Origin of the sequence: Pseudoalteromonas sp. CO342X, from assembly GCF_004208915.1 — a bacterium.
Lineage (GTDB): Bacteria > Pseudomonadota > Gammaproteobacteria > Enterobacterales > Alteromonadaceae > Pseudoalteromonas > Pseudoalteromonas maricaloris.
In genome coordinates, this window is the sequence record NZ_SGPH01000014.1 from 68,976 (window position 1) to 90,585 (window position 21,610).

The following is a 21,610-nucleotide window of genomic DNA, read 5'->3' on the forward strand; positions in this document are numbered from 1 at the left end:
TAGACTAAAAAGGAATCACAGTGTTTTAACGAGAATAACAATGAATCGAGCACGTATCATACTTGCCATGGCCGTTAGTTACTTCCTATTTGCTATTTTGCTCAATAGTGTAGGGACGGTCATCTTGCAGTCTATTCATAGCTTTGGCATTACAAAAGCGCAGGCCGCCACCTTAGAGGCATTTAAAGATCTTCCCATCGCCATCGTTTCATTTCTGGTTGCGTCGGTTATCCCTAGGGTCGGATTTAAAATCGCTCTGACCGCAGTGCTCGCGGGCGTAGCATTGATTTGCAGTATCACTCCTATGGTCGCTGAGTTTTGGATTCTTAAATTAGTATTTGCTTGTGTGGGGGCGGCATTTGCGGTGGTCAAAGTGTCGGTTTATGCACTCGTTGGCCAAGTTACTGAAGGGAGTAATCAACATTCAAGCCTGCTTAATTTTATTGAAGGCGTGTTTATGTTAGGGGTCCTCGGCGGTTATTGGATTTTTGCGGCGTTTATTGACAGCGGCGATAACTCTCTTGGCTGGTTAAACGTCTATTTCGTGTTAGCTGTGCTGAGCGCTTTCACCGCATTTATTGTCTGGATCTCCCCAATTGCAAAGCCAGAGCCAACGCAAGCCACCGAGTCTAGTGTCTTTGCATTTATAGCGATGCTAAAGCTTGTGGCTAAGCCGCTTGTGCTGGTATTTGTGATTTCCGCATTTTTATACGTATTGATAGAGCAGAGTATAGGCACTTGGCTGCCTACTTTTAATAATGAGATCTTGTCATTACCGGTGAACATTAGCGTGCAAATTACCAGTGTTTTTGCTGCTTGCTTAGCACTTGGTCGGCTAGGTGCTGGCATTGTGCTAACCAAAGTACATTGGTATGTGGTGTTAAATGTTTGCCTTGCCGCAATGGCAGGATTAGTGATTTTAACGTTACCGATGACTGAGGGTATTGAGAAAACGCTTATTTCTTCGTTATTTGATGCACCCCTTGTGGCTTTTCTCATGCCGCTGATCGGTCTTTTTATGGCGCCTATTTATCCGGTGATTAATTCGGTAATGCTAAGTAGTTTACCCACTACACAGCACGCGTCGATGACAGGGCTAATCGTTGTATTTTCAGCGCTGGGTGGTAGCACGGGTTCAATGATCACAGGTTTAGTATTTCAACATTTTGGTGGTCAACAAGCGTTTTATGGGGCACTTATTCCCATGCTGGTGATTGCTGTGTGTTTATATTTCTTTAAATCGATGAGTGAGTCTAGCCAATCAAATCATGCTCACACGCCAAATCAACAAAAGGTGAGCTGAGGTCTTACATGCAGTACCAATCAAACTTTTATTCCACAGAGATTTTTAAGGCGGTGCAAAGCGCTGATTTGTTTTCAGATAGTAAAGTTTTTGCAGATGCCATCGCAAAAATTCCGCTCGCAGAGATAGAAAACCAGTATGTGATGCAAAAGCCAACGGGAGAGGCGTTACTTAGATTTGTGCATGCGCATTTTGACTTTATTGCCAACAAAGAGTTAGATGCCTTACCAGACTTTACTAGTGCGCAGCAGTATATCAGTGTGCTGTGGTCGCGTTTATCTAGAAAGCCGAGCACCGTTGCTAAAGGCTCCTTGCTACCTTTACCCCATCCGTATGTTGTACCGGGTGGACGTTTTAATGAGATTTATTACTGGGATAGCTACTTTACGGCACTCGGGCTTTTGGATGCGAACAGAAGCGATCTCGTTGAAGGAATGTTAGATAACTTTGTGAGTCTTATTGATCGTATTGGACATGTACCTAACGGTAATCGAGATTATTACCAAAGCCGCTCCCAGCCACCTGTAACAGCATTAATGGCTGATTTACTGTGGCAGGAAAAATCTCATGATAAGCAGTGGCTGTCGCGAGTTACTCAGGCATTACTGAAAGAACATCAGTTTTGGCAGACTGGAGAGGATTTGAGTTGCACGGATAAAAAAGCGCATTACCGAGTCGTCAACATGCCATGTGGGGGCACACTGAATCGCTACTGGGATCCGCTTGCAGCACCGCGCCCAGAGTCTTTTATTGAGGATATAGAATTAGCCGCAGCGGTTACGGACAGCGGAACCTTTTATCAGCACATTCGTGCGGCTTGCGAGTCGGGGTGGGACTTTAGTAGCCGTTGGTTAGCAAACGCTGACGATTTAGCGAGCATTCGTACAACAGACATTATCCCTGTGGATTTAAATGCACTACTAGTATTGCTTGAGTCGCAAATCGCACGTTGTTTTGAGAAATTAAACGAGCTAACGCAAGCTCAGTACTATGCCAATTTAGCGTCAAATCGCAGTGCACTGATACAGAAATATTGTTGGTGTGATAAAAAAGGCTGGTTTTTCGATGTGGATCTTAATGATTATGCGCGTACCTCCGTTGAATCTCTAGCGGGCGTTGTGCCTATGTTTGCTGAGCTGGTTACACCCGAGCAGGCAGAGCATATTGGCAAAAAACTCGAGGCAGAGTTTTTGCAGCAAGGTGGATTGGTTAGTACCTTAGTCACTACTTCACAGCAGTGGGACAGTCCTAATGGCTGGGCACCACTGCAGTGGTTTGCGGTGTCAGGTTTAAGGGCATATGGTCAAAATCAACTCGCGAATAAGATTATGCAAGCATGGCTTTATGCTGTTGAAACCGGCTTTGAGCAAATCGGCTGTTTGCTTGAGAAGTATAATGTGGTTGAACCGGATAAACAGGCAAGTGGCGGAGAATACGTGGTGCAACAGGGTTTTGGCTGGACTAACGGAGTAACCAGTCGTTTTTATCGGCTTTTAGTGCCTGAAGTTGATAGTCCTTCGGCGTGATATTAAAGGCTTGTTTAAACGCTCGACTGAATTGACTTGGATGCTTAAAGCCGAGTGCGAAACTAATTGCGGTGATCTGAATTCCTGCTTTTAGTTTTGCCTTTGCTTCAGTTAGTCTACGTGCTTGGAGCCACTGCTGTGGCGTCGTCGCGAATGATTTTTTAAATTGATTGAAAAAGCGACTTCTACTCATGCAGCTAAGTTTACAAAGTTTCTCTACATCTAATGGCTCGTCTAAATGAGTCTCCAAATAATGCACCGCTTGATACAAACCATTATGATCTGGTGCTTGTTTTACTGCACCTAACAGCAGATCTCGGCTTTGTTGCTGTAGTAGTCTTGCAATTAGTTCGTCCATTGCCAAATCGATAAAGTACCCCCGCTCAGCCTCATTCTCACTGAATAGATGGAGCAATCGCCCCAAGCAGTGCTGGGTTTGCCAGTTATGCTCGGTGTGAACCAGCTGCTTTTGATAATTAAAATCACTAGGAAGCGAAAGCGCTAACTTCTCGCTCACGGTATTAATTTTCTCTCGACTGATCTCGATTGCTAAACAGGTGGTGGGAGCGGATAAGCTGGCGTCGGGAAAGTCTATAAATACGGTTTGTTCTGGTGCCAATACGAAGCTTTGATGAGGTAAAAAGGGCTGGTGATAGTCACAACTGTCTACGTGCATCACTTTTTTACCAGTGATCATCGCACAAAACAACACTTCATTAGAGGCGAGTTTGACTCTATTGGTACTTTCGTATGTGTCATAGACGCTAAGCTCTACTTGATTGGCAGCAAAACTTATTTTGTTTTCAACTAAGCGTTCGACACGACTGCGATGTTTAGAGATCTGCAAACAATGCACTCCTTCTCGGTTATTTTTGGACTGTGCGTATACATTCCGAGACCCTAAGTTAAGTTTTTAAAGGTGAACTTGGCTAATGTCAAATATTAGTAAAAACAAAATTGGGACGAATGAAGCCCAAATAAATAACACAAGTTGCAGAGGTAAAAATGATATACGCAAATCCAAATACTGAAGGTGCAATCGTCAGCTTTAAGTCGCAATATCAAAACTTTATTGGTGGTGAGTGGACGCCACCCGTTGACGGTCAGTACTTCGACAATATTAGTCCTGTTAATGGCGAAGTATTTTGTCAGATCCCGCGTTCAAATGATGCAGACATTGAACTGGCACTTGACGCCGCCCATGCTGCAAAGGCGGCGTGGGGTAAAACTTCGGTCACTGAACGAAGCAATATATTACTCAAAATCGCAGACCGAATAGAAGCAAACCTTGAATACCTAGCGGTAGCCGAAACATGGGATAATGGTAAAGCTGTACGTGAAACGCTAGCCGCTGATGTTCCGCTCGCTGCTGATCATTTCCGCTATTTTGCAGGTTGTATTCGTGCTCAAGAAGGAGCCATTGGTGAAATTGATGAGTCAACCGTGGCCTATCATTTTCATGAACCTCTGGGCGTTGTGGGACAGATCATCCCATGGAACTTCCCATTACTTATGGCCGCTTGGAAACTGGCACCCGCTCTCGCTGCTGGAAACTGCGTAGTGCTAAAGCCTGCGGAGCAAACGCCTGCGTCTATTTTGTTGTTGATGGAACTTATCGCTGATTTATTACCAAATGGCGTGGTTAATATCGTAAACGGTTTTGGGAAAGAGGCGGGTGAAGCGCTTGCTACGAGTACGCGTATCGCGAAAATTGCGTTTACAGGCTCGACTCCAGTAGGTTCTCACATTCTAAAATGTGCGGCTGAAAATATCATTCCCTCAACGGTGGAGCTAGGGGGTAAGTCGCCTAATATCTACTTTAGTGATGTGATGCAAGCTGACGATGATTACCTAAGTAAGTGTATTGAAGGCGCTGTGCTGGCCTACTTTAACCAAGGAGAAGTATGTACTTGCCCATCGCGCTTGCTCGTGCAAGAAGATATATACGATGACTTTATAGCCAAAGTCATCGAACGCACTAAGGCGATTAAACGCGGCAATCCGCTTGATACAGAGACCATGGTTGGTGCACAAGCCTCACAAGCTCAATTTGATAAAATCCTTAGCTATATTGATATTGGCAAGAAGGAAGGGGCTGAAGTGTTAATCGGTGGTGAAGTCGCAGAGCTTGGCGAGGGTTATCATAAAGGCTTTTATATTCAACCCACGCTGTTAAAAGGGCATAACCAAATGCGGGTATTCCAAGAGGAAATATTTGGTCCGGTGATCTCTTTATGCACTTTTAAAGATGAAGCAGAGGCGTTGGAATTGGCGAATAGCTCTGAGTTTGGTTTAGGTGCTGGGGTGTGGACTAGAGATATGAATCGCGCATATCAATTTGGTCGCCAAATCGAAGCGGGCCGCGTGTGGACTAACTGTTATCATATATATCCTGCACACGCGGCATTTGGTGGTTATAAAAAATCCGGCATTGGCAGAGAAACTCACAAAAAGGCGCTGGATCATTACCAACAAACCAAGAACCTCTTAGTGAGCTATAGCACCAGTCCTTTAGGGTTTTTCTAATTTAATTATTATAGAAGTATTGAGTACTGACCATTGTGGCAGTACTCAATCAGTCATCCGGTTAAGAAACGACTTTTAATGGCGTCGCCTGCTTATTAGCAAATGCTATCCTATATTCGAGTCCTTTGCCGGGCTCGCTGACGGTGTGTACATCTCCATCTAGCCCTTGAGTCACCAAGTTATAGATAATATAAGCGCCAAGTCCCATACCGCCACTTCCTCTTTTGGTGGTGTAAAATGGCTCGAATAACTTACTTAATTCAAGCTCCGACATACCTTTACCATTGTCTTTATAAATAAGCTCAATGTGTTCATCATGTTTAAATAATTCAATGGTGATCTCACCTTGTTCCGACTCTTTAAAGCCATGTGCAATGGAATTTGCGACTAAATTCGAAATGATCTGAAAAATAACACCGGGATAGGTCGTGGCGATAAGGCCGGGATCGCAATGAAACTTGATTTTATGGTCATGCTTTTTAATCTCTGGACTGAGTGCCGCGATGATCTCTTGAACATAATCATGGACATTAAAGGCCCTCACTTGCTCGCAAGATTGATCGACAGCGACTTGCTTAAAGCTATTAATTAAATTCGCGGTGCGTTGGAGGTTTTTTAATAGCAGTTTGCAAGCGCCAGTTGAATCTGAAATAAAGTCCTCCAATACTCCGGTAGAGAGCACTTTAGTTTGGTACTTCATGGTGAGGTCGTCTAAGTGCTGCTGTAGATAAGTGGTGGAAGTGATGCCAATCCCGATGGGGGTGTTGATTTCGTGTGCAACACCCGCAACCAAATCGCCAAGCGATGCCATTTTCTCCCGTTCAAGTAATTGCGTATGAGTACGGTTGAGATAGGCGACGGTTTCTTCTAGCTTTTGATTGGTCTCGACTAGTGAGCGAGTGCGCTCACTCACTAACTCTTCTAACTGCTCTTTATGTTGTTTTAACTCTTGTAAGATTTGCATTCCTTCAACTAGTAAAAACCCTAAAGCGACGATATAGGCCATTAACCTTAAAATATGCCAGCCCCACCAAGCGGTATCCCACAACTTGGATTGCTCGAACATAATAGCGGCCGCGCCAAATAGGAAACAATGTAAGCAAAAGAGCAAATCGCTCACATTATGAGAGTCGCGATATACAAGGAGAATTTTAACTGCGGCGACAAAAAACATAGTACCGCCAATGACGTTGAGTGCCATCGCTGTACCAGTAAAGTGACCTTGCTCAACCATGTGTGGTAAATCCGTAGGGTAAGCTAGGCTCATGGTGCCGATGATGATAGCGGCTGTGCATGCGCTGATCAGCCAATAGCGATTTTTAAACCAAGTAAATCGGTTGTGAGCAAGCAGGGTGATAAAAGTGAGACCACCAAAGAAAGTCGCGATACTGTGAAGCCAAACGAAGGTTTGGCCAACATTTACGGCGGCATGGAATCCATCTAAGATCCCCATTACCAGCAGCGCCGTGGCGATTTCGATATTAAAACTTGTCCCGGTGTTGTACTTTTCAAAAAATAACAACGCTAATGCAATGAAAAGGGCGACAGCGGAGCCGAAGGTTTCAACTACTGCATGCGCTTCTATCAGCGGCCAAGTTATATTATTAAGAAGCGTATTGCTCAGTAAAAGGGATGCGCCGTGGATAGTTAAGCTAACACCTATGATTATCCAGATCACAATGTGGGTGTTTTTATTTATATTCATGGAGGCTATTCCTTCGATTCACCTCCTTAAATCTAGTACATTTATTATGTAGATAAAGCATGCTGAGCATTTTTATCAGCTGGTATCAAGGTGCCAGCTGATACATTTCCAATGTTACTCGTTTCCAGAAGTGGTGAGCTTGTCAGCCAAACTTGTTAAGTCAGGTAGCACGTAATCTGGTGCTTCTGCTAGAGGGTAGAGCTGCTTTTGTGGTCTTGCAATAAATGCTGTGTGCATGCCCGCGGCTTTAGCGCCGGCAACATCCCAGCCGTGAGCCGCTACCATTAGCGCTTGATCTGGACGAATATTTAATTGCTGTAACGCCCATTCATAGGCTCTAAGGTCGGGCTTATACACTTTAATGTCTTCAATACTCAAGCGTTGATCAAAATAGGTGATTAGACCGGCATTTTCAAACTGCGCTTTAACTCCCGCATTCGATGAATTGGTTAAACTCACGAGTTTAAAGCCTGCTTGCTTGAGCCGTTTTAGTGCCGGAATGACGTCTTTATGTGGGGGCAAAGAGAGCAGAGCGGGCACAATTGCTTGTTTAGCTTGTGCGTCAGTTATTGTCAGGCCTTTGTTTTTTGCAACCATTTGTAGCGCGGCAACGCCTATCTTGCCAAAATCTTGATAATCACCACTTACCGTAGTCACTAACGAGTGATGTAGCATAGTGGAAAACCAAAGAGGTAATAGGGACTCATCGCCACCCAAAACTTGGCTAACCGGTTTATTCATTGACTCTAAATCAAGTAAGGTTTCATTGACATCGAAGAAAATAACTTCCGGGCGTTCAACCTTTGAGTTGGCTTGACTAATATTCGGCATTAGGCCTCCTAACATAACGTATAGACTAATTAAGATGCGTTTCATTGATAATTCCAATTTAGTTGCGGTGAGAAGCAGTATATTTATTTGATAAATTTAAACAAAGCGCGCATATTCGAAAGCAAGATTCGAAAAAACTAAATCGACATGTATTCAATCGCTGAACTCGAAACATTCTTAGCTATTATTAAACATCAAGGAGTGGTTAATGCTGCGAAGCAATTGAGACTCTCACCCGCGACAGTTAGTCATCGTCTTAATAAGTTAGAGCAACATTTAGGTACGACTTTGCTGTTTAGAGATAGTCGTACGCTAACATTGTCCCCTGCCGGAAGTACTTTTAGAGAGAGAGTGGAGCATATATTGGAGGCGCTTTATGATGCTGAGCACGAAATAGGTGCAAGGGGCTCAGCGGTGAGCGGGTTACTTCGTGTCACTATGCCGCCTTGGGTGTTTTCACAATTTGTGATGCCAAACCTAAGTCAATTTGAGCAAGCGCACCCACAGTTAGCACTTGATTTCCTGATCAACGACCAGTTTGTAAACATAGTTGAAGGTGCTCAAGATGTAGCGATACGCGTTGGACAATTGGCTGATTCTGGGTTGTTGGCGAGAAAACTATGCGATAACCACCGGATATTATGTGCAGCGCCGAGCTATATTGACCGCTATGGCATGCCTGAAAATATCAGCGAATTACAAAATCATTTTTTTGTATGCTTACCTTGGCAACGAGAATTTAAGTTAAAAGAACCAAACGGTAGAATTGTACACTTTAACGCAAAAACTCGTTTTACGATTTCAAACTCAGACAACATGACTTCAGCCGCCTTGGCTGGGCATGGCATTGCAGTTAAATCTCACATAGCCATCAGAGATAACCTAAAAAGAGGTGAGTTAGTGCCTATTATTCCAGGTTGTCTCGAAAGTGACGACGCACCTATTTGGTTTGTCCGGCCTCAGCACTCGCTGAAGACACGCAAGGCAGAGGCATTCTATGAATTTATGAAGGCATTGTTCGAAAATAAGGGCTAATACTTTAGTCTGCTTGTGCTTTTAAACTAATAACTCTAAACTCCGTATTAAAATTAGAAACTAGCCAGCTTGATGATTGTAAAATCGAACTGGTAACACTGATAGCAAACGGAGCTGCTATGTTCAAATTCATTTCTTGGATTTTTTCTGTCACCGCATTTTCACTTACTCTATTCTTTATCGTGCAAGGTAGTTATATGCTTTGTTTAGTCATGCTACTTGCTGGATTGATAGCATTGCCAAAACATGAAAAAGAATTGCAACCACTCGGTATGAGATTACATGCTAAGCATTTTTCTCGAGAGTCTCGTTCACTTAGCTCAAAAGAGATAATGAATTTTTTATTAGCATGCTCATTGGCTGGCGCTAGCCTTGCGTACCAATGGCATGTGGTAACAATATAGACTTTACTGAACTTAATATCTTGAGTGTTTATATACAGCCATGATCCGAGTTTCTCTTAATGGGATATTCGGATATTTTTCAATGTTACCCCCGAGATAGGGTTAGCCTCATATCACAAATAGTATAAAACATACTGGATGTTTAAAATCCGCTCACTAGCTGTTAGATTGGTTTTAACTACCACAGCATGGAAGAGCAATTGAATGTCACAGCCGTTAAAATCCTCATCAATACGGGTTCAAGAGTTCCTAGCCAGTTATGGGCATAACTTCACCGTTACAGAGCTTGCAGACTCTACTCGTACTGCGAAAGATGCTGCAAATGCGATTGGTTGCACTGAGTCTCAAATCGCCAAGTCTCTGATATTTAAAGATAGCAATACAGATAAAGCGGTCTTGATTATTGCTTCAGGTAGTAACCAAGTGTCCGTGAAAAAAGTGGAAGCTGCAATTAATGTAAAGCTCGAAAAAGCGAATGCAAACTTTGTGCGGGAAAAAACCGGGTTTGCCATTGGCGGTGTGCCTCCTGTGGCACACACTGATTCCGTGTTGACGATAATTGATAAAGATTTAAAGCGATACGATCGTATTTGGGCTGCTGCAGGCACGCCCAACTCGGTTTTTGAGTTAACAGCGCATGATCTAGATACGCTTACAGGTGGCACTTGGTTAGATATTGCGAAGTAACCCTCAGTTCGTAATCGACCTTGTGTCTATATGATTTATCTATTAATCAACTTGGGGTGGTCATTAAGGTTCTCAACCAATAAAGTGCTTTCTAGATGAGAACAGCCCGACAGTCATTCAAAATAATCGTATTAATACCGCTCTCAAGGTAGTTGAATTTAAAAAAGTAAAGACGCAGAGATACATGATAAACTTACCGCCAATAATTCAGTAGTATGACTATCTACGATAATCGAGCTACTAGTCATAAGTGTGACCAAACGTGTGACCTTTTGATATTTGTGATTTGTATTTTAATCATAACTTTATGATATTTAGGGTTTAAGTGATTTATGTGTGAGCTTTTGGGGATGTCGGCGAACGTACCGACGGATATTTGTTTTAGCTTTTCTGGTTTGTTGGAGCGCGGTGGTAATACAGGTCCTCACAAAGATGGGTGGGGTATCACCTTTTACGAGGGGAAAGGATGTAGAACCTTTAAAGATCCAGAGCCTAGCTGTCAGTCTGAAATTGCTAAACTAGTCAAAGCATATCCGATTAAAAGCGTGTCTGTAATAAGTCATATTCGACAGGGAAATAGGGGGCGGACTTGTCTTGAAAATACCCATCCGTTCACTCGTGAATTATGGGGTCGGGAGATCACTTACGCTCACAATGGTCAGCTTTCGGACTATAAACATTTAAAAACTGACTTCTATCGACCTGTTGGGAATACAGACAGTGAACTTGCCTTTTGCTGGATTTTGGACAAAGTAAGAGAAAAATACCCAAGCCGCCCGTCAAACATGGTCTCAGTTTTCAGGTATATCGCAAAGCTAGCGCACACATTGAGAGACAAAGGGGTATTCAACATGTTGATAACCGATGGTATTTATGTGTTGGCGTATTGCACCAATAACCTACATTGGATAACCCGTAGAGCCCCATTTGGTAAGGCAACCTTAATTGATGCGGATATGGTGGTAGACTTCCAAAAAGAAACCACACCAGATGATGTTGTCACTGTTATTGCAACTCGACCGCTGACCAACGATGAACAGTGGCAGAAACTTGAGCCCGGTGAGTTTGCTTTATTCAAATTAGGTGAGAAGGTGTAGTTCTGAGTTTTTGTAAGCAAAGGCGGCTTAGTTGAGCCGCCTTGATGAATTAACGATGTTGCTATCAACTCTCTGATTTGGGTTGGTAGGTTTTAAGCTCTATCTGAAATTGCTCCATACCATCTTTACCTTTGTACATTTTCACCAGCATATGATCATAACTCGGTGCAAACCAAGCAATGGCCTGACGATCGCTATCATCGTAAACGCGTTTAACTTTAATGGTTTTGACGTTGCCAAAAGGCAGAGTGATCATTTCCTCGCCGGCCACCTCAAAATCATAGCTTCGCTGGTCGCCTTTTTTGTCTATGATAGGGTAGCTAAACTTGGTCTTTCCCGCCTTTAAATCTTCTCGCAGCTGTACTTGATAACTAATTAAATCTTGCTGATTCTCAAGCCATTTCACTTTCAGTGGATACTTTTCTTCACTGGAGGTAATTGCTTGGTTTTGGTGATCAAACTTAATTTTGTAGCTTTTATCTGGGCCAGTCCCTTCACGAGTCATACTGTAATGTAGTGGGCTGACGGTATGTTCAGCGACTTTAAACAATGATTCTTCAGTTCTTACGTCTGAAAAAATCATCCATTCGATATCGCTTTTGTAACGAACAGCGTATGTTGCATCCGCTATTTTTGTGAGGTCTCGCGTGGCACTACCATGAACCTTACCTTTGCGCGAAACTTGGTATTCGGCGTGATATTCAGTGAGTGAGTTTGCGAATGTCGAAGTAGAAAGTAGAGCGCTAATACCAATTAGCACAGCGCTCCATTTTTTATTTTTCTGGGTACGGCGCACCTTGAACTGGTAAGGTTTTGTTATCAAAAACAGCATAGTCTGCTTCCATTGTTAGTCTTTGTTCGCTGAACCATTTGACCACCAAAGGATAAAGAATGTGTTCTTGCTTATGCACACGTTGCGCCAGTGACTCTGCCGTATCATCTGGAAGAACAGCGACCTTGGCCTGACAGACCACAGGACCACCATCTAACTCCTCTGTGACAAAGTGAACGCTAGCACCATGTTCTGCATCGTTTGCATCGATTGCTCTTTGGTGGGTGTTCAGCCCTTGATACTTAGGCAACAAAGAAGGATGAATGTTCAACATTTTTCCTCTAAATTTTTGCACCAAGTTTGGAGTTAGAATACGCATAAATCCAGCTAATACAACCAAATCTGGTGTAAAGCTATCAATTAGTTGACCAAGCGCAACGTCATACTCTTCACGAGAAGCATATTGCTTATGGTCTAAAACAGATGTTGCTATACCAGCCTCTTGCGCTCTGGTTAGGCCGTATGCGTCCGCTTTATTACTAATAACGGCAGCAATTTCACCTTGAATATAGCCAGCTTTGCAAGCATCAATGATTGCTTGCAAATTTGAACCACTACCAGAAATCAGAACAACAAGGCGAGTGGGTGCCATTACTCGGCACCACCTAAGATCTCAACTTGCTCTTCACCAGCCTGAGCGTCTTGAATTTCACCAATGTGCCAAGCGTTCTCGCCTTGTGCTTTCAGGATGTCAAGGCTTTGCTCAAGCTTGTCAGCAGGAACAACTAAGATCATGCCAACACCACAGTTGAATGTGCGGTACATCTCGTGAGTTGCAATGTTACCGTTCTCTTGTAACCAGTTGAAGATTGCAGGCCATTGCCAACTATCACCTTTGATCACCGCTTTTGCAGATTCAGGTAGCACGCGAGGGATGTTTTCCCAGAAGCCACCGCCAGTGATGTGAGAAAGTGCGTGAACATCAACTTCTTTTAATAGCGCTAAGATTTGCTTCACGTAGATACGCGTTGGCTCTAGCAGGTGCTCGCCTAGAGTTTTGCCTTCGAACTCTGCGTTAGTATCTGCGCCAGATACTTCTAGTACTTTACGGATTAGAGAGTAGCCGTTTGAGTGCGGACCGCTTGAACCCAACGCAATCAGCTGATCGCCAGCTGCAACTTTAGTTCCATCTATGATTTTAGACTTTTCTACCACGCCAGTACAAAAGCCAGCCATATCGTAGTCATCGCCTTCGTACATGCCTGGCATTTCAGCCGTTTCACCACCGATAAGCGCACAACCAGATAGTTCACAGCCTTTACCAATACCAGATACTACGTCCGCCGCAACATCAACGTCTAACTTGCCTGTAGCATAGTAGTCCAAGAAAAATAGGGGTTCAGCGCCTTGGACAATAAGATCGTTAACACACATAGCAACTAGGTCAATACCTACTGTGTCGTGCTTTTTCAAATCGATAGCTAAGCGTAGCTTAGTACCAACACCGTCAGTGCCAGCAACCAAAACAGGCTCTTTATATCCAGTTGGAAGTTCGCATAGTGCACCAAAACCACCAATGCCACCCATTACTTCTGGGCGACGAGTTTTTTTCACTACGCCTTTAATTCTTTCGACCAATGCGTTGCCCGCATCGATGTCAACGCCAGCGTCTTTATAACTAAGAGACTGTTTTTGTTCGCTCACAGGTTTTCCTCAAAAGTTGCTAGATAGATTTGCTTAGAAACGCCGACATTTTACAACAATTGCATCTAGGCGGCTAGCGACTTTGCGAGAAACCCTAAGAATGTGGTCAAAGGTCCTCGATTTTGTATCTCGAACAGTATAAAGAAACGACAAAAACTTTGATTGTTTATAACTGAATGTGATTTGCGTTAGATCAATATTCAAGGAAGGTAGCAGCGTACTATGAATACAGACCCAATCAGACAGTAACTTCAAAAAATGTATTCGAAATCACTGTCACTAACGGCGCATTGATTGGGTCTACCCAAAACTCAAATGCATTTTCAGCCTTAACCTGAGGTTTGAACCTAAACTCAGATTGCCTAGCTTATTATGGGAATAAAACGATGAATATTGAACGCCACAGCCTAGCTAAAGAACTCCCAGAATTTAAAGATAAAATTCACGACTTGAAACTGTCTGATGGACATTTCTCAAAGTTATTTAAAGATTACCATGAAGTAGACAATGAAGTTATTCGAATTGAAGACGGTGTAGAGCACTCAAGTGATGAGTATCTTGAATCACTGAAGAAAAAGAGGCTGTGGTTAAAAGATCAACTTTACCGAATTCTAAAAAGTGCAGATTAACTGTTAATCAAGGCCAACCGGCCGATGTGAGCGGGCTGCCAAGTCCGCTACTAAATTCCCCACCAATTGTTGAATAATTTAGCCTGTCCCGAGCAAGGGCAGATTTATAATCTATACTCTAACCATTGTATTCCATCCACGACGATTCCTTTGATTGCACTTATATTAGTATTAGCTGGCAGCTTTATCATGGGATTAGCTTTTTCTCCGGCCTTTAAGATATGTCGATTAACCTCTTCGGTCGGGTGGCGAGTGTTGTTAATTCTTATGGCTCTGTTTGAACTCGGATACTTGAGCTTTGCCTACTTCCTGTACGATCACAATAGCGCTAGTTTTATTGAGCAAGGCTTAAGTTTAATCCTGTTTCTTGGCTCCATTTTTGTTTTTGTGGTGAATTGTCTAAGTCTAACTAGCCTGCAAGAATTAAATGAAATTGCAACGCAGGCCAAATATAACGCTGAACATGATTTTTTAACGGATTTGGAGAATCGTCAGCGCTGCATTGATGCCATTAATGAACGTAAACATCAGCAGCTCGACTTTAGTGTTATCTTGGTTGATTTGAATAATTTTAAACAGATCAATGATGCAAAAGGGCACTTCTTTGGTGATAAGTTGCTGGTGGAACTTGCCCACAAGATGCGCGCAGCATTGCTTCCTCGTAGCAAGTTATATCGCATGGGCGGCGATGAATTTATCATCTTGATGGACGTGACAGACGTAAATTGTATTTACTCTCAAAATAATGCACTGCTGAGCGAATTAAAGTCAGGTATAGAAATTGAAGAGTTGCAGCTGGACGTGACGTATAGTGCAGGAGCAAGCTTATGGACTAAATCGCGCCAACTTGATGTGTTTGACCTTTTGAAGCAAGCCGATATTGCCATGTATTCGGCCAAACATAGCCGTCAAAGCATCGTCATCTTCGATGAAGAGCTCCATGAGGGAATTGAGGCTGAATTCCAACTGTTGGCTAACCTCAAAGTTGCGCTCGCTCGAGGTGAACTGACGCTCTATTATCAACCGATAGTGTGTTCTCAAAGCGGTGATATTCATGGAGTAGAAGCGCTATTAAGGTGGCCTCAGTCCGACGGCACAATGATAATGCCAGATCAGTTTATTGAGTTAGCGGAGCGCAATAATTTGATCAGGCAATTGAGTGCGTTTGTGATTAACCGTGTATTCCAAGACCTCGCAATATTGATTGAAATAGACGACAAGTTGGTTGTGCATATCAATCTTTCCTGCCAAGATTTTGCTGAACAGAATCTAATTAATACCCTTGCCATGCTACTGGATACTCATCGAGTAGACCCAACTCATATAGTATTTGAGCTTACAGAAAGCACCGTAATGGAAGAAGTGGAAAAAGCGAGAAGCTTAATTGAAACATTAATAGACATGGGATTTGCAGTGAGTATTGATGATTTTGGGACTGGTTTTTCTTCATTTTCTATTCTAAAAGAGTTACCAATTTCGCAGATTAAAATAGATGGTTCGTTTGTAAGGCTAAGTCATGAAAGTGAAAAAGATCAAGCCATAGTAGAAACCAGTATGTTTTTAGCGCGTAAATTGAATTGCAGTATTGTTGCCGAGGGTGTTGAAAGCGATGCCTGCTTGCAGTATTTATATAGCTTAGACTGTCCTTATATTCAGGGCTTTCAGATATGTGAACCACTCTCGCTAAGCGAATGCGTAAAGTGGATTAATTCCCAGAACATGGTGAGAGGGGCGATGAAAAGGTTAGACGGTTGAGGTCAATACCCTCCCTCTGCAAAAAGCTTGATACCCAGATATACGAATAAATTGCAGTCGACTAGAAAGTTAACATGGGTTTAGGTGGGACAAAGCCGTACATTTGTTCAAACCCTGGGATTTCAGTTTCCCATATTGGGGTCTCTTCACCAATATATGCCCGGAATGCATCTAAAAAGAGTCTTGTTCTAACAGGCAAGTCGCGGTGGGGGTAGAGCGCATACATCGCAGCAAAATCGACCAGTTTTGTATTAGTTAAAATCGGTTGTAATTTGCCTTCAGTAATTTCTTTGCCGACTAAAAAGGCTGGTGCAACAATATAACAAGTACCGGATAGGACACTTTCCATTAATGTATCTCCGTCGTTGGTTCTGAAGATACTCTTCACTGGCATTTGTTGTTCGATACCTTGCTCGTCTTGATAGGTGATACTGGTAAACCTTAATGCATCACTGGCGTAGGTTGCTGCAGGTAATTCGCTGAGCTCCTCGAGCGAGTTTGGCGTGCCATGGGTTTTTAAGAACGTTGGGCTTGCTAATATGAGCAATCGATTGCGCGCAATTCTGCGGGCGATAAGCGATGAATCTTTCGGCTCGCCGACACGAAAAGCTAAATCAAAACCTTCACCCACTAAGTCCACGAGCCTATCTTCAAGCCTAAGCTCAACTTCAACATGAGGAAAACGTTTTTGAAAGTCATTGATAACAGGTTGTACATAGCGTCGACCTACCACAGTAGAGCTGGCGATTTTAAGCAATCCTTTAGGCTCGGTGTGATAATTCTGTGCGATACGCTGAGTATCGTTTAGTAGCAGCCTTAGCTCTTCTGCTTTTTTTACCATCTCGGAACCTGCAGAGGTGAGCGAGAAGGAACGAGTTGTACGATTCATTAATCTTACACCGAGTTCTTCTTCCAGCTTGGTCATCTGCTTAGAAATGACAGAGCGATCGATATTTCTCAGTTGTGCGGCACTGGCAAAGGAACCACGTTCCACAACGTCTAAAAAGATTAATAATCTGCTGCTAATATCCATAATGCGAGAAAGTTCACTAAGACTGATGCCATTGTGACACTAAACAATTGGAATTGCGAGGGGCATATTTACACTAATAAAGTTGTGGCAAAATGCTAACAATGGTTTAATGAATTTAGTCTCACTACTTTATTTTTAACATAACGCAAAGGCATATGATGAAAGCAGTCCGATTCAATCACACAAATGGACTTACCTTCGAGCAGGGAGAAATTAACTTACCTGAGGCAACCGATGATCAAGTCTTGGTCAAAGTTGAATACGTTGGTTTAAGCTTTATCGATACCAAAGTGGCTAATTGCCCCTGTGATGAGACACCAAACAGAGTGTTTGGTGTGGATGCCGTGGGGGTCGTGGAAAAAGCATGTAAAACGGGGTTTCCTGAACCGGGTACGCGGGTTTTTTGGCACGGTGACATTCGAGAGCAAGGCACGATGAGCGAATTTGCTTTGGTGCCAAGTCACGCGCTTACTGTATTGCCAAAAAATGTTGATGGAAAGTTGGCTGCCGCTTCAATTGCACCGGCAATGTGTGCATTAATAGGGCTGTTCAAGCTGCAATTAAATGCAGGGGATACGGTCTTAATCGAGTCGGCTCATCACCCTGTTGGTCAAATGGCAATACAATTTGCGAAACAGCTGGGGCTTGGGGTAGCGGCACGTTCCGAGCTCAAACATAAAAAGCTGCTTGAAAAGCTCGGTGCGGATCTCGTGTATACCCAACCTGACTTCACCGGCCTAGCCGATGCCCTACAGCTTCATTTTGGTGCAACAGAGGTGCAAGGCGCACTAGATTTAACAGGTACACATACCCAACAATTGATTTCTCATTTGACATTTTGTGGCCGAGTAAGCTGCCTAGCTGGGTTGCCAGCCATTGAACAGCATATATTAATGAAGAAAGCGCCGAACATAGGAATTGTTTCTTTATGTGGTAGTTGGCTCTCTAATAGCGTTTGTGCGCAGCAAAGAATGGCATTTATTGGAAACGCTCTTGCAGAAAAGCTTGAAAAAAATGAAATTACTTTGCAGCAACTTGAATCAATTTCACCGCAGCATGATGCGATAATTGAAACGCTGAAAAAGCTAGAAAGCAACGATAACATCACGTTTTTTGCGGCAGATATGAAACTATAGTCCCCACTAGCAACAATAATTTATCCTCTTTACGCAACAATACTGAGCTTGGCTACATTCGCTAGGCTCAGCGTCCAAATAAATTGATACAATTTCTGACATTTTTCATCGTTTGAACACCGTATACTTCCCTGCAGGCCTCGCCATGAAGGGAATACGCCTTTCCTTTACGACTTCATAAAGAGTCATTGTCATCGTAAGGCGAAATTTTACATTGCGTTAATTGATGTCGGAGGGGCATCAATTTGGTGCGAATTGATATGTTTATTTGCACTCGTCAAATTGGATAGACTAGTGTCATCAGTTTAATAAGGATTAAACAATGAAAAAGTTACTTGTTATTTTCAGTTTTCTCATCTTCTCAGGTGTCGCGTTTGCGAATGACACACCTTATGAATTAATTAACCAAGTTGGCGATAAGCTATTTGCTGATATAAAAACGGTTAATCAAGATGGCAAGGCAACTGAAACTCAGATGAAGGGCATAGTACGTAGTCGCTTGATGCCACACATCGATGTGAAGTTTGTATCTTTTAAATTGCTTGGTAAACATATTAAAGGGTTAAAAAGAGACGAAGCCATCGAGTTTATTAGTGCGGTTGATAACTATCTTGTATCTACTTACGCTAATGCACTTTTACAGTACAAAGGCCAAGACGTATTGTTTGAAGAGTTACCGGTTTCTGATGGTGCTGATTTTGCGACGGTTAAGGTGGTAATAAGAGAGCAATCAAAACCAGATATAGACATGCATTTTAAGTTTCGTCAAAGCAAAGATGGAGACTGGAAAGTGTATGACATGGTTGCTGAAGGTATTTCTTTATTGAGTGCTAAGCAAAAAGAGATCACGATGAGAATTTCAGAAGTAGGTTTAGCTCAGGTTACGGCTGAATTGAAGAGTAAAGCATAAATCAAATTACTTCCCCCGACTTTGAAGTAACCAAAAGAGCACATCATGATTGATATGCTCTTTTTTTTGGTTCTGAAATCAGACTACTTGGTTTATCAACGGCTTTTCCAGTCTTGCTGCGTCGAGGTTTTCACAGGTTATTGTTGCAATTTGTTTTAGTGCTTCTTTGGTAAAGAAGCCTTGATGCCCTGTAACTAGTACATTGGGAAAGCTAACCAAACGCGAGAAAACATCGTCTTGAATTATTTCTTCACTGTGGTTTTTAAAAAATAGCTCTGACTCTTGCTCATACACGTCTAAGCCAAGGTAACCGAGGCGTTTAGACTTGAGCGCGGCGATACAGGCTTTGCTATCTAACAGCGCGCCTCTACTGGTGTTAATAAGCATCACACCCGCTTTCATTTTGGCAAACGCAGCATCATCAATAATATGATGAGTATATTCATTAAGCGGACAGTGCAAGCTAATAATATCCGATTGTGCTAGTAAGATATCTAGAGAGACCAAAGTATAGGGGCCTTCTCCAATGTTTGGGTCATAAACCAGCACATTGGCACCAAAGCCGTTTAAGATACTGACTAAGGCTTGGCCAATTTTGCCACAGCCGATGATACCAACCGTTTTATTATAAATATTAAAACCGAGTAAGCCGTTGAGATCAAAATTATCTTCTCGAACTCGATTGTAGGCCTTATGTGTCTTGCGGCTGAGCGTTAGCATCAACGCGATACAGTGTTCTGCAACCGCTTCTGGGCTGTAGGCTGGAACACGGACAACCTTTATGTCACGCTGTTTTGCCTGTTGAATATCAACGTTATTGAAACCTGCGCAGCGTAGGGCGATGGTTTTAACGCCATAGTCAGCCAGTTTATCAATCACTTGCGCATTTACAGTATCGTTTACAAATACACAAACCGCGTCATAGTGCTGGCACAGCGAAACAGTTTTTTCATTGAGTGACTCACTAATAAAACTTATTTCAAGTTCAGAGTAGGAATTTACGGCTTGCTCAAAAAACGGCACTTCATAGTTTTGCGAACTGAATAGGGCGATTCTCATGATTAATGTGGCTCTCTATCACTGACTTAAGCGTTTCTGGTTTTGTTCTTGGGGCATATCTTGATACTAGCATGCCTTCAGAGTTTATTAGAAACTTGGTAAAATTCCATTTAATTGCGCGGTTTTGCGCGATACCACGAGTGTGAGATTTTAAATAGCTAAATAATGGGTGTGCATCAGGTCCGTTGACTTGTGTTTTAGTACAGATCTTAAAGCTTAAATTGAAATGTGTATTGTAAAACTCTTTAAGCATTTCATCTTCAAGTGGTTCATTGCGACCGAACTGGTTACAAGGAAAGGCCAGTACCTCAAATCCAAAAGGTTTGTATTTGCTGTATAGCTTTTCAAGTGCAGACAGTTGCGGAGCAAAGCTACATTTGCTCGCAATGTTAACGATCAATAGCGGTCTTCCCGCCAGAGACTGTAATGGCAAAACTTGGCCATCAATAAGTTGTGCACTAAAACGATAAATATTCTCCATCCTTTCAGGCTCCGTGTGATTTATTCATGTTATTCGGTATCAAAGCGGTTTTTTCATTTGCTATGACAGAGGTGCTCGGGTATAAAAACTCCATTCTTATTAAGATAACAACGAAATAGGACAGAAATATGTCAGTGAAAGTCGCATTTATAGGATTAGGTGTCATGGGGTATCCAATGGCTGGGCATTTGCAAAAAGCGGGTTACCAAGTCACAGTATACAATCGTACCACCAGCAAAGCCGAAAAATGGGCCGCTGAGTATGCTGGCAACTTTGCAGTTACACCTAAAGACGCGGCGACTGACTGTGATTTTGTATTTATGTGTGTTGGCAATGATGACGATTTACGCTCAGTCGTATATGGCGAAAGTGGTGTATTAGCGGGAGTAAAGCCGGGAGCTGTGATAGTTGACCATACTACAACATCTGCAAAAGTTGCCCGTGAAATAGCGCAAGAAGCCAAGAAATTACAAGTTGAATTCTTAGATGCCCCGGTATCTGGTGGTCAGGCTGGCGCAGAAAATGGCGTGTTGACGGTGATGGTTGGAGGAGACGAAAGTACGTTTGTTAAAGCGCAGCCAATCATGGCCGCGTTTGCTCGTTTTAGCCAATTAATTGGAGAAGTGGGTGCAGGGCAGCTTTGTAAAATGGTTAATCAGATTTGTATCGCGGGTGTGGTGCAGGGACTTGCAGAAGGCTTACACTTTGCTAAAAAAGCGGGTCTTGATGGTGAAAAGGTAATTGAAACGATTGCTAAGGGTGCCGCTGGTTCTTGGCAAATGGAGAATCGTTATAAAACCATGTTAGCGGGCGAATATGACTTTGGTTTTGCAGTCGATTGGATGAGAAAAGATTTAGGCATTGCTCTAGACGAGTCAAGAAGTAACGGCGCAAATTTGGCGCTTACAGCTTTAGTGGACCAATATTATGCAGATGTTCAAGCGCTTGGCGGCAACCGTTTTGATACCTCAAGTCTACTGGCAAGACTTGATGCTATCCACGACAAAAACAAATAAC

21 protein-coding genes are annotated in these 21,610 nt (G+C 42.9%); 12 read left to right on the forward strand and 9 right to left on the reverse strand.

Going from position 1 to position 21,610, the window contains the following annotated elements; genetic code table 11:
• Positions 1-40: 40 nt before the first annotated feature.
• Positions 41-1,303 (forward strand): sugar MFS transporter, encoded by a 1,263-nt coding sequence (locus EXT47_RS06370; RefSeq protein WP_039497386.1) that lies wholly within the window; start codon positions 41-43, stop codon positions 1,301-1,303.
• 8 nt (positions 1,304-1,311) lie between these two features.
• Positions 1,312-2,829: a trehalase family glycosidase gene (locus EXT47_RS06375; RefSeq protein WP_130126142.1), complete on the forward strand. Its 1,518-nt coding sequence runs from the start codon at positions 1,312-1,314 to the stop codon at positions 2,827-2,829.
• Here the strand turns inward: EXT47_RS06375 and EXT47_RS06380 are convergent.
• Complete coding sequence (locus EXT47_RS06380) at positions 2,765-3,676, reverse strand: AraC family transcriptional regulator (protein WP_039497388.1); 912 nt, start codon at positions 3,674-3,676, stop codon at positions 2,765-2,767. The genes EXT47_RS06375 and EXT47_RS06380 overlap by 65 nt on opposite strands.
• A gap of 158 nt (positions 3,677-3,834) precedes the next feature.
• Here EXT47_RS06380 and EXT47_RS06385 point away from each other — a divergent pair, with 158 nt between their 5' ends.
• Positions 3,835-5,355, forward strand: a complete 1,521-nt coding sequence (locus tag EXT47_RS06385) for an aldehyde dehydrogenase family protein (protein ID WP_039497394.1) — start codon at positions 3,835-3,837, stop codon at positions 5,353-5,355.
• A gap of 61 nt (positions 5,356-5,416) precedes the next feature.
• Here the strand turns inward: EXT47_RS06385 and EXT47_RS06390 are convergent, their stop codons facing one another.
• Positions 5,417-7,060, reverse strand: coding sequence for a sensor histidine kinase (locus EXT47_RS06390; RefSeq protein ID WP_039497397.1), 1,644 nt, complete (start codon positions 7,058-7,060; stop codon positions 5,417-5,419).
• A 114-nt stretch (positions 7,061-7,174) separates the two neighbouring features.
• Positions 7,175-7,891 carry a haloacid dehalogenase type II gene (locus EXT47_RS06395; RefSeq protein ID WP_039497399.1) on the reverse strand — a complete coding sequence of 239 codons (717 nt, stop codon included), beginning with the start codon at positions 7,889-7,891 and terminating at the stop codon, positions 7,175-7,177.
• A gap of 147 nt (positions 7,892-8,038) precedes the next feature.
• On the opposite strand from EXT47_RS06395, the gene EXT47_RS06400 reads away from it, so the two are divergent.
• From EXT47_RS06400 to EXT47_RS06415, 4 genes are all read left to right on the forward strand, one after another.
• A complete protein-coding gene (locus EXT47_RS06400) occupies positions 8,039-8,926 on the forward strand; it encodes a LysR family transcriptional regulator (protein WP_039497401.1) in 888 nt (295 codons plus the stop codon).
• Between the two features lie 119 nt (positions 8,927-9,045).
• Positions 9,046-9,330 carry a hypothetical protein gene (locus EXT47_RS06405; RefSeq protein WP_039497402.1) on the forward strand — a complete coding sequence of 95 codons (285 nt, stop codon included), beginning with the start codon at positions 9,046-9,048 and terminating at the stop codon, positions 9,328-9,330.
• A gap of 204 nt (positions 9,331-9,534) precedes the next feature.
• Entirely contained in the window at positions 9,535-10,017 is a 483-nt protein-coding gene (locus EXT47_RS06410) for a YbaK/EbsC family protein (RefSeq protein ID WP_039497404.1), read from the forward strand.
• A gap of 332 nt (positions 10,018-10,349) precedes the next feature.
• Positions 10,350-11,114: a class II glutamine amidotransferase gene (locus EXT47_RS06415; RefSeq protein ID WP_130126143.1), complete on the forward strand. Its 765-nt coding sequence runs from the start codon at positions 10,350-10,352 to the stop codon at positions 11,112-11,114.
• A 64-nt stretch (positions 11,115-11,178) separates the two neighbouring features.
• On the opposite strand, the gene EXT47_RS06420 is transcribed toward EXT47_RS06415, so the two are convergent.
• From EXT47_RS06420 to purM, 3 genes are read right to left on the reverse strand one after another with little or no spacing between them, the layout of a single operon-like run.
• The gene (locus EXT47_RS06420; protein WP_019647394.1) at positions 11,179-11,874 is read right to left on the reverse strand and encodes a DUF3108 domain-containing protein; all 696 of its coding nucleotides are present in this window, start codon (positions 11,872-11,874) and stop codon (positions 11,179-11,181) included.
• A 13-nt stretch (positions 11,875-11,887) separates the two neighbouring features.
• Positions 11,888-12,538, reverse strand: a complete 651-nt coding sequence (purN, locus tag EXT47_RS06425; RefSeq protein ID WP_010605061.1) for a phosphoribosylglycinamide formyltransferase — start codon at positions 12,536-12,538, stop codon at positions 11,888-11,890.
• Complete coding sequence (purM, locus tag EXT47_RS06430; RefSeq protein WP_039497406.1) at positions 12,538-13,590, reverse strand: phosphoribosylformylglycinamidine cyclo-ligase; 1,053 nt, start codon at positions 13,588-13,590, stop codon at positions 12,538-12,540. The genes purN and purM overlap by 1 nt, the downstream gene beginning before the upstream one ends.
• 386 nt (positions 13,591-13,976) lie before the next feature.
• On the opposite strand from purM, the gene EXT47_RS06435 reads away from it, so the two are divergent.
• A complete protein-coding gene (locus tag EXT47_RS06435; RefSeq protein WP_039497408.1) occupies positions 13,977-14,219 on the forward strand; it encodes a YdcH family protein in 243 nt (80 codons plus the stop codon).
• Positions 14,220-14,471: 252 nt separating this feature from the next.
• Positions 14,472-15,974 (forward strand): bifunctional diguanylate cyclase/phosphodiesterase, encoded by a 1,503-nt coding sequence (locus tag EXT47_RS06440; protein ID WP_239359244.1) that lies wholly within the window; start codon positions 14,472-14,474, stop codon positions 15,972-15,974.
• A 61-nt stretch (positions 15,975-16,035) separates the two neighbouring features.
• Here EXT47_RS06440 and EXT47_RS06445 read toward each other — a convergent pair whose 3' ends face one another.
• Positions 16,036-17,007: a LysR substrate-binding domain-containing protein gene (locus EXT47_RS06445; RefSeq protein WP_130126144.1), complete on the reverse strand. Its 972-nt coding sequence runs from the start codon at positions 17,005-17,007 to the stop codon at positions 16,036-16,038.
• Positions 17,008-17,162: 155 nt separating this feature from the next.
• Between EXT47_RS06445 and EXT47_RS06450 the strand changes: the two genes are divergently transcribed.
• Both EXT47_RS06450 and EXT47_RS06455 read left to right on the forward strand, forming a co-directional pair.
• A complete protein-coding gene (locus tag EXT47_RS06450) occupies positions 17,163-18,143 on the forward strand; it encodes a zinc-binding dehydrogenase (protein WP_226898914.1) in 981 nt (326 codons plus the stop codon).
• Positions 18,144-18,465: 322 nt separating this feature from the next.
• Positions 18,466-19,053: a phospholipid-binding protein MlaC gene (locus EXT47_RS06455; protein WP_039497416.1), complete on the forward strand. Its 588-nt coding sequence runs from the start codon at positions 18,466-18,468 to the stop codon at positions 19,051-19,053.
• A gap of 78 nt (positions 19,054-19,131) precedes the next feature.
• Here EXT47_RS06455 and EXT47_RS06460 read toward each other — a convergent pair whose 3' ends face one another.
• Entirely contained in the window at positions 19,132-20,112 is a 981-nt protein-coding gene (locus EXT47_RS06460; RefSeq protein WP_039497418.1) for a 2-hydroxyacid dehydrogenase, read from the reverse strand.
• Positions 20,078-20,593 (reverse strand): glutathione peroxidase, encoded by a 516-nt coding sequence (locus EXT47_RS06465; protein WP_010373899.1) that lies wholly within the window; start codon positions 20,591-20,593, stop codon positions 20,078-20,080. The genes EXT47_RS06460 and EXT47_RS06465 overlap by 35 nt, the downstream gene beginning before the upstream one ends.
• 128 nt (positions 20,594-20,721) lie before the next feature.
• Between EXT47_RS06465 and EXT47_RS06470 the strand changes: the two genes are divergently transcribed.
• The gene (locus tag EXT47_RS06470; protein ID WP_039497421.1) at positions 20,722-21,609 is read left to right on the forward strand and encodes an NAD(P)-dependent oxidoreductase; all 888 of its coding nucleotides are present in this window, start codon (positions 20,722-20,724) and stop codon (positions 21,607-21,609) included.
• Position 21,610: the final 1 nt, after the last annotated feature.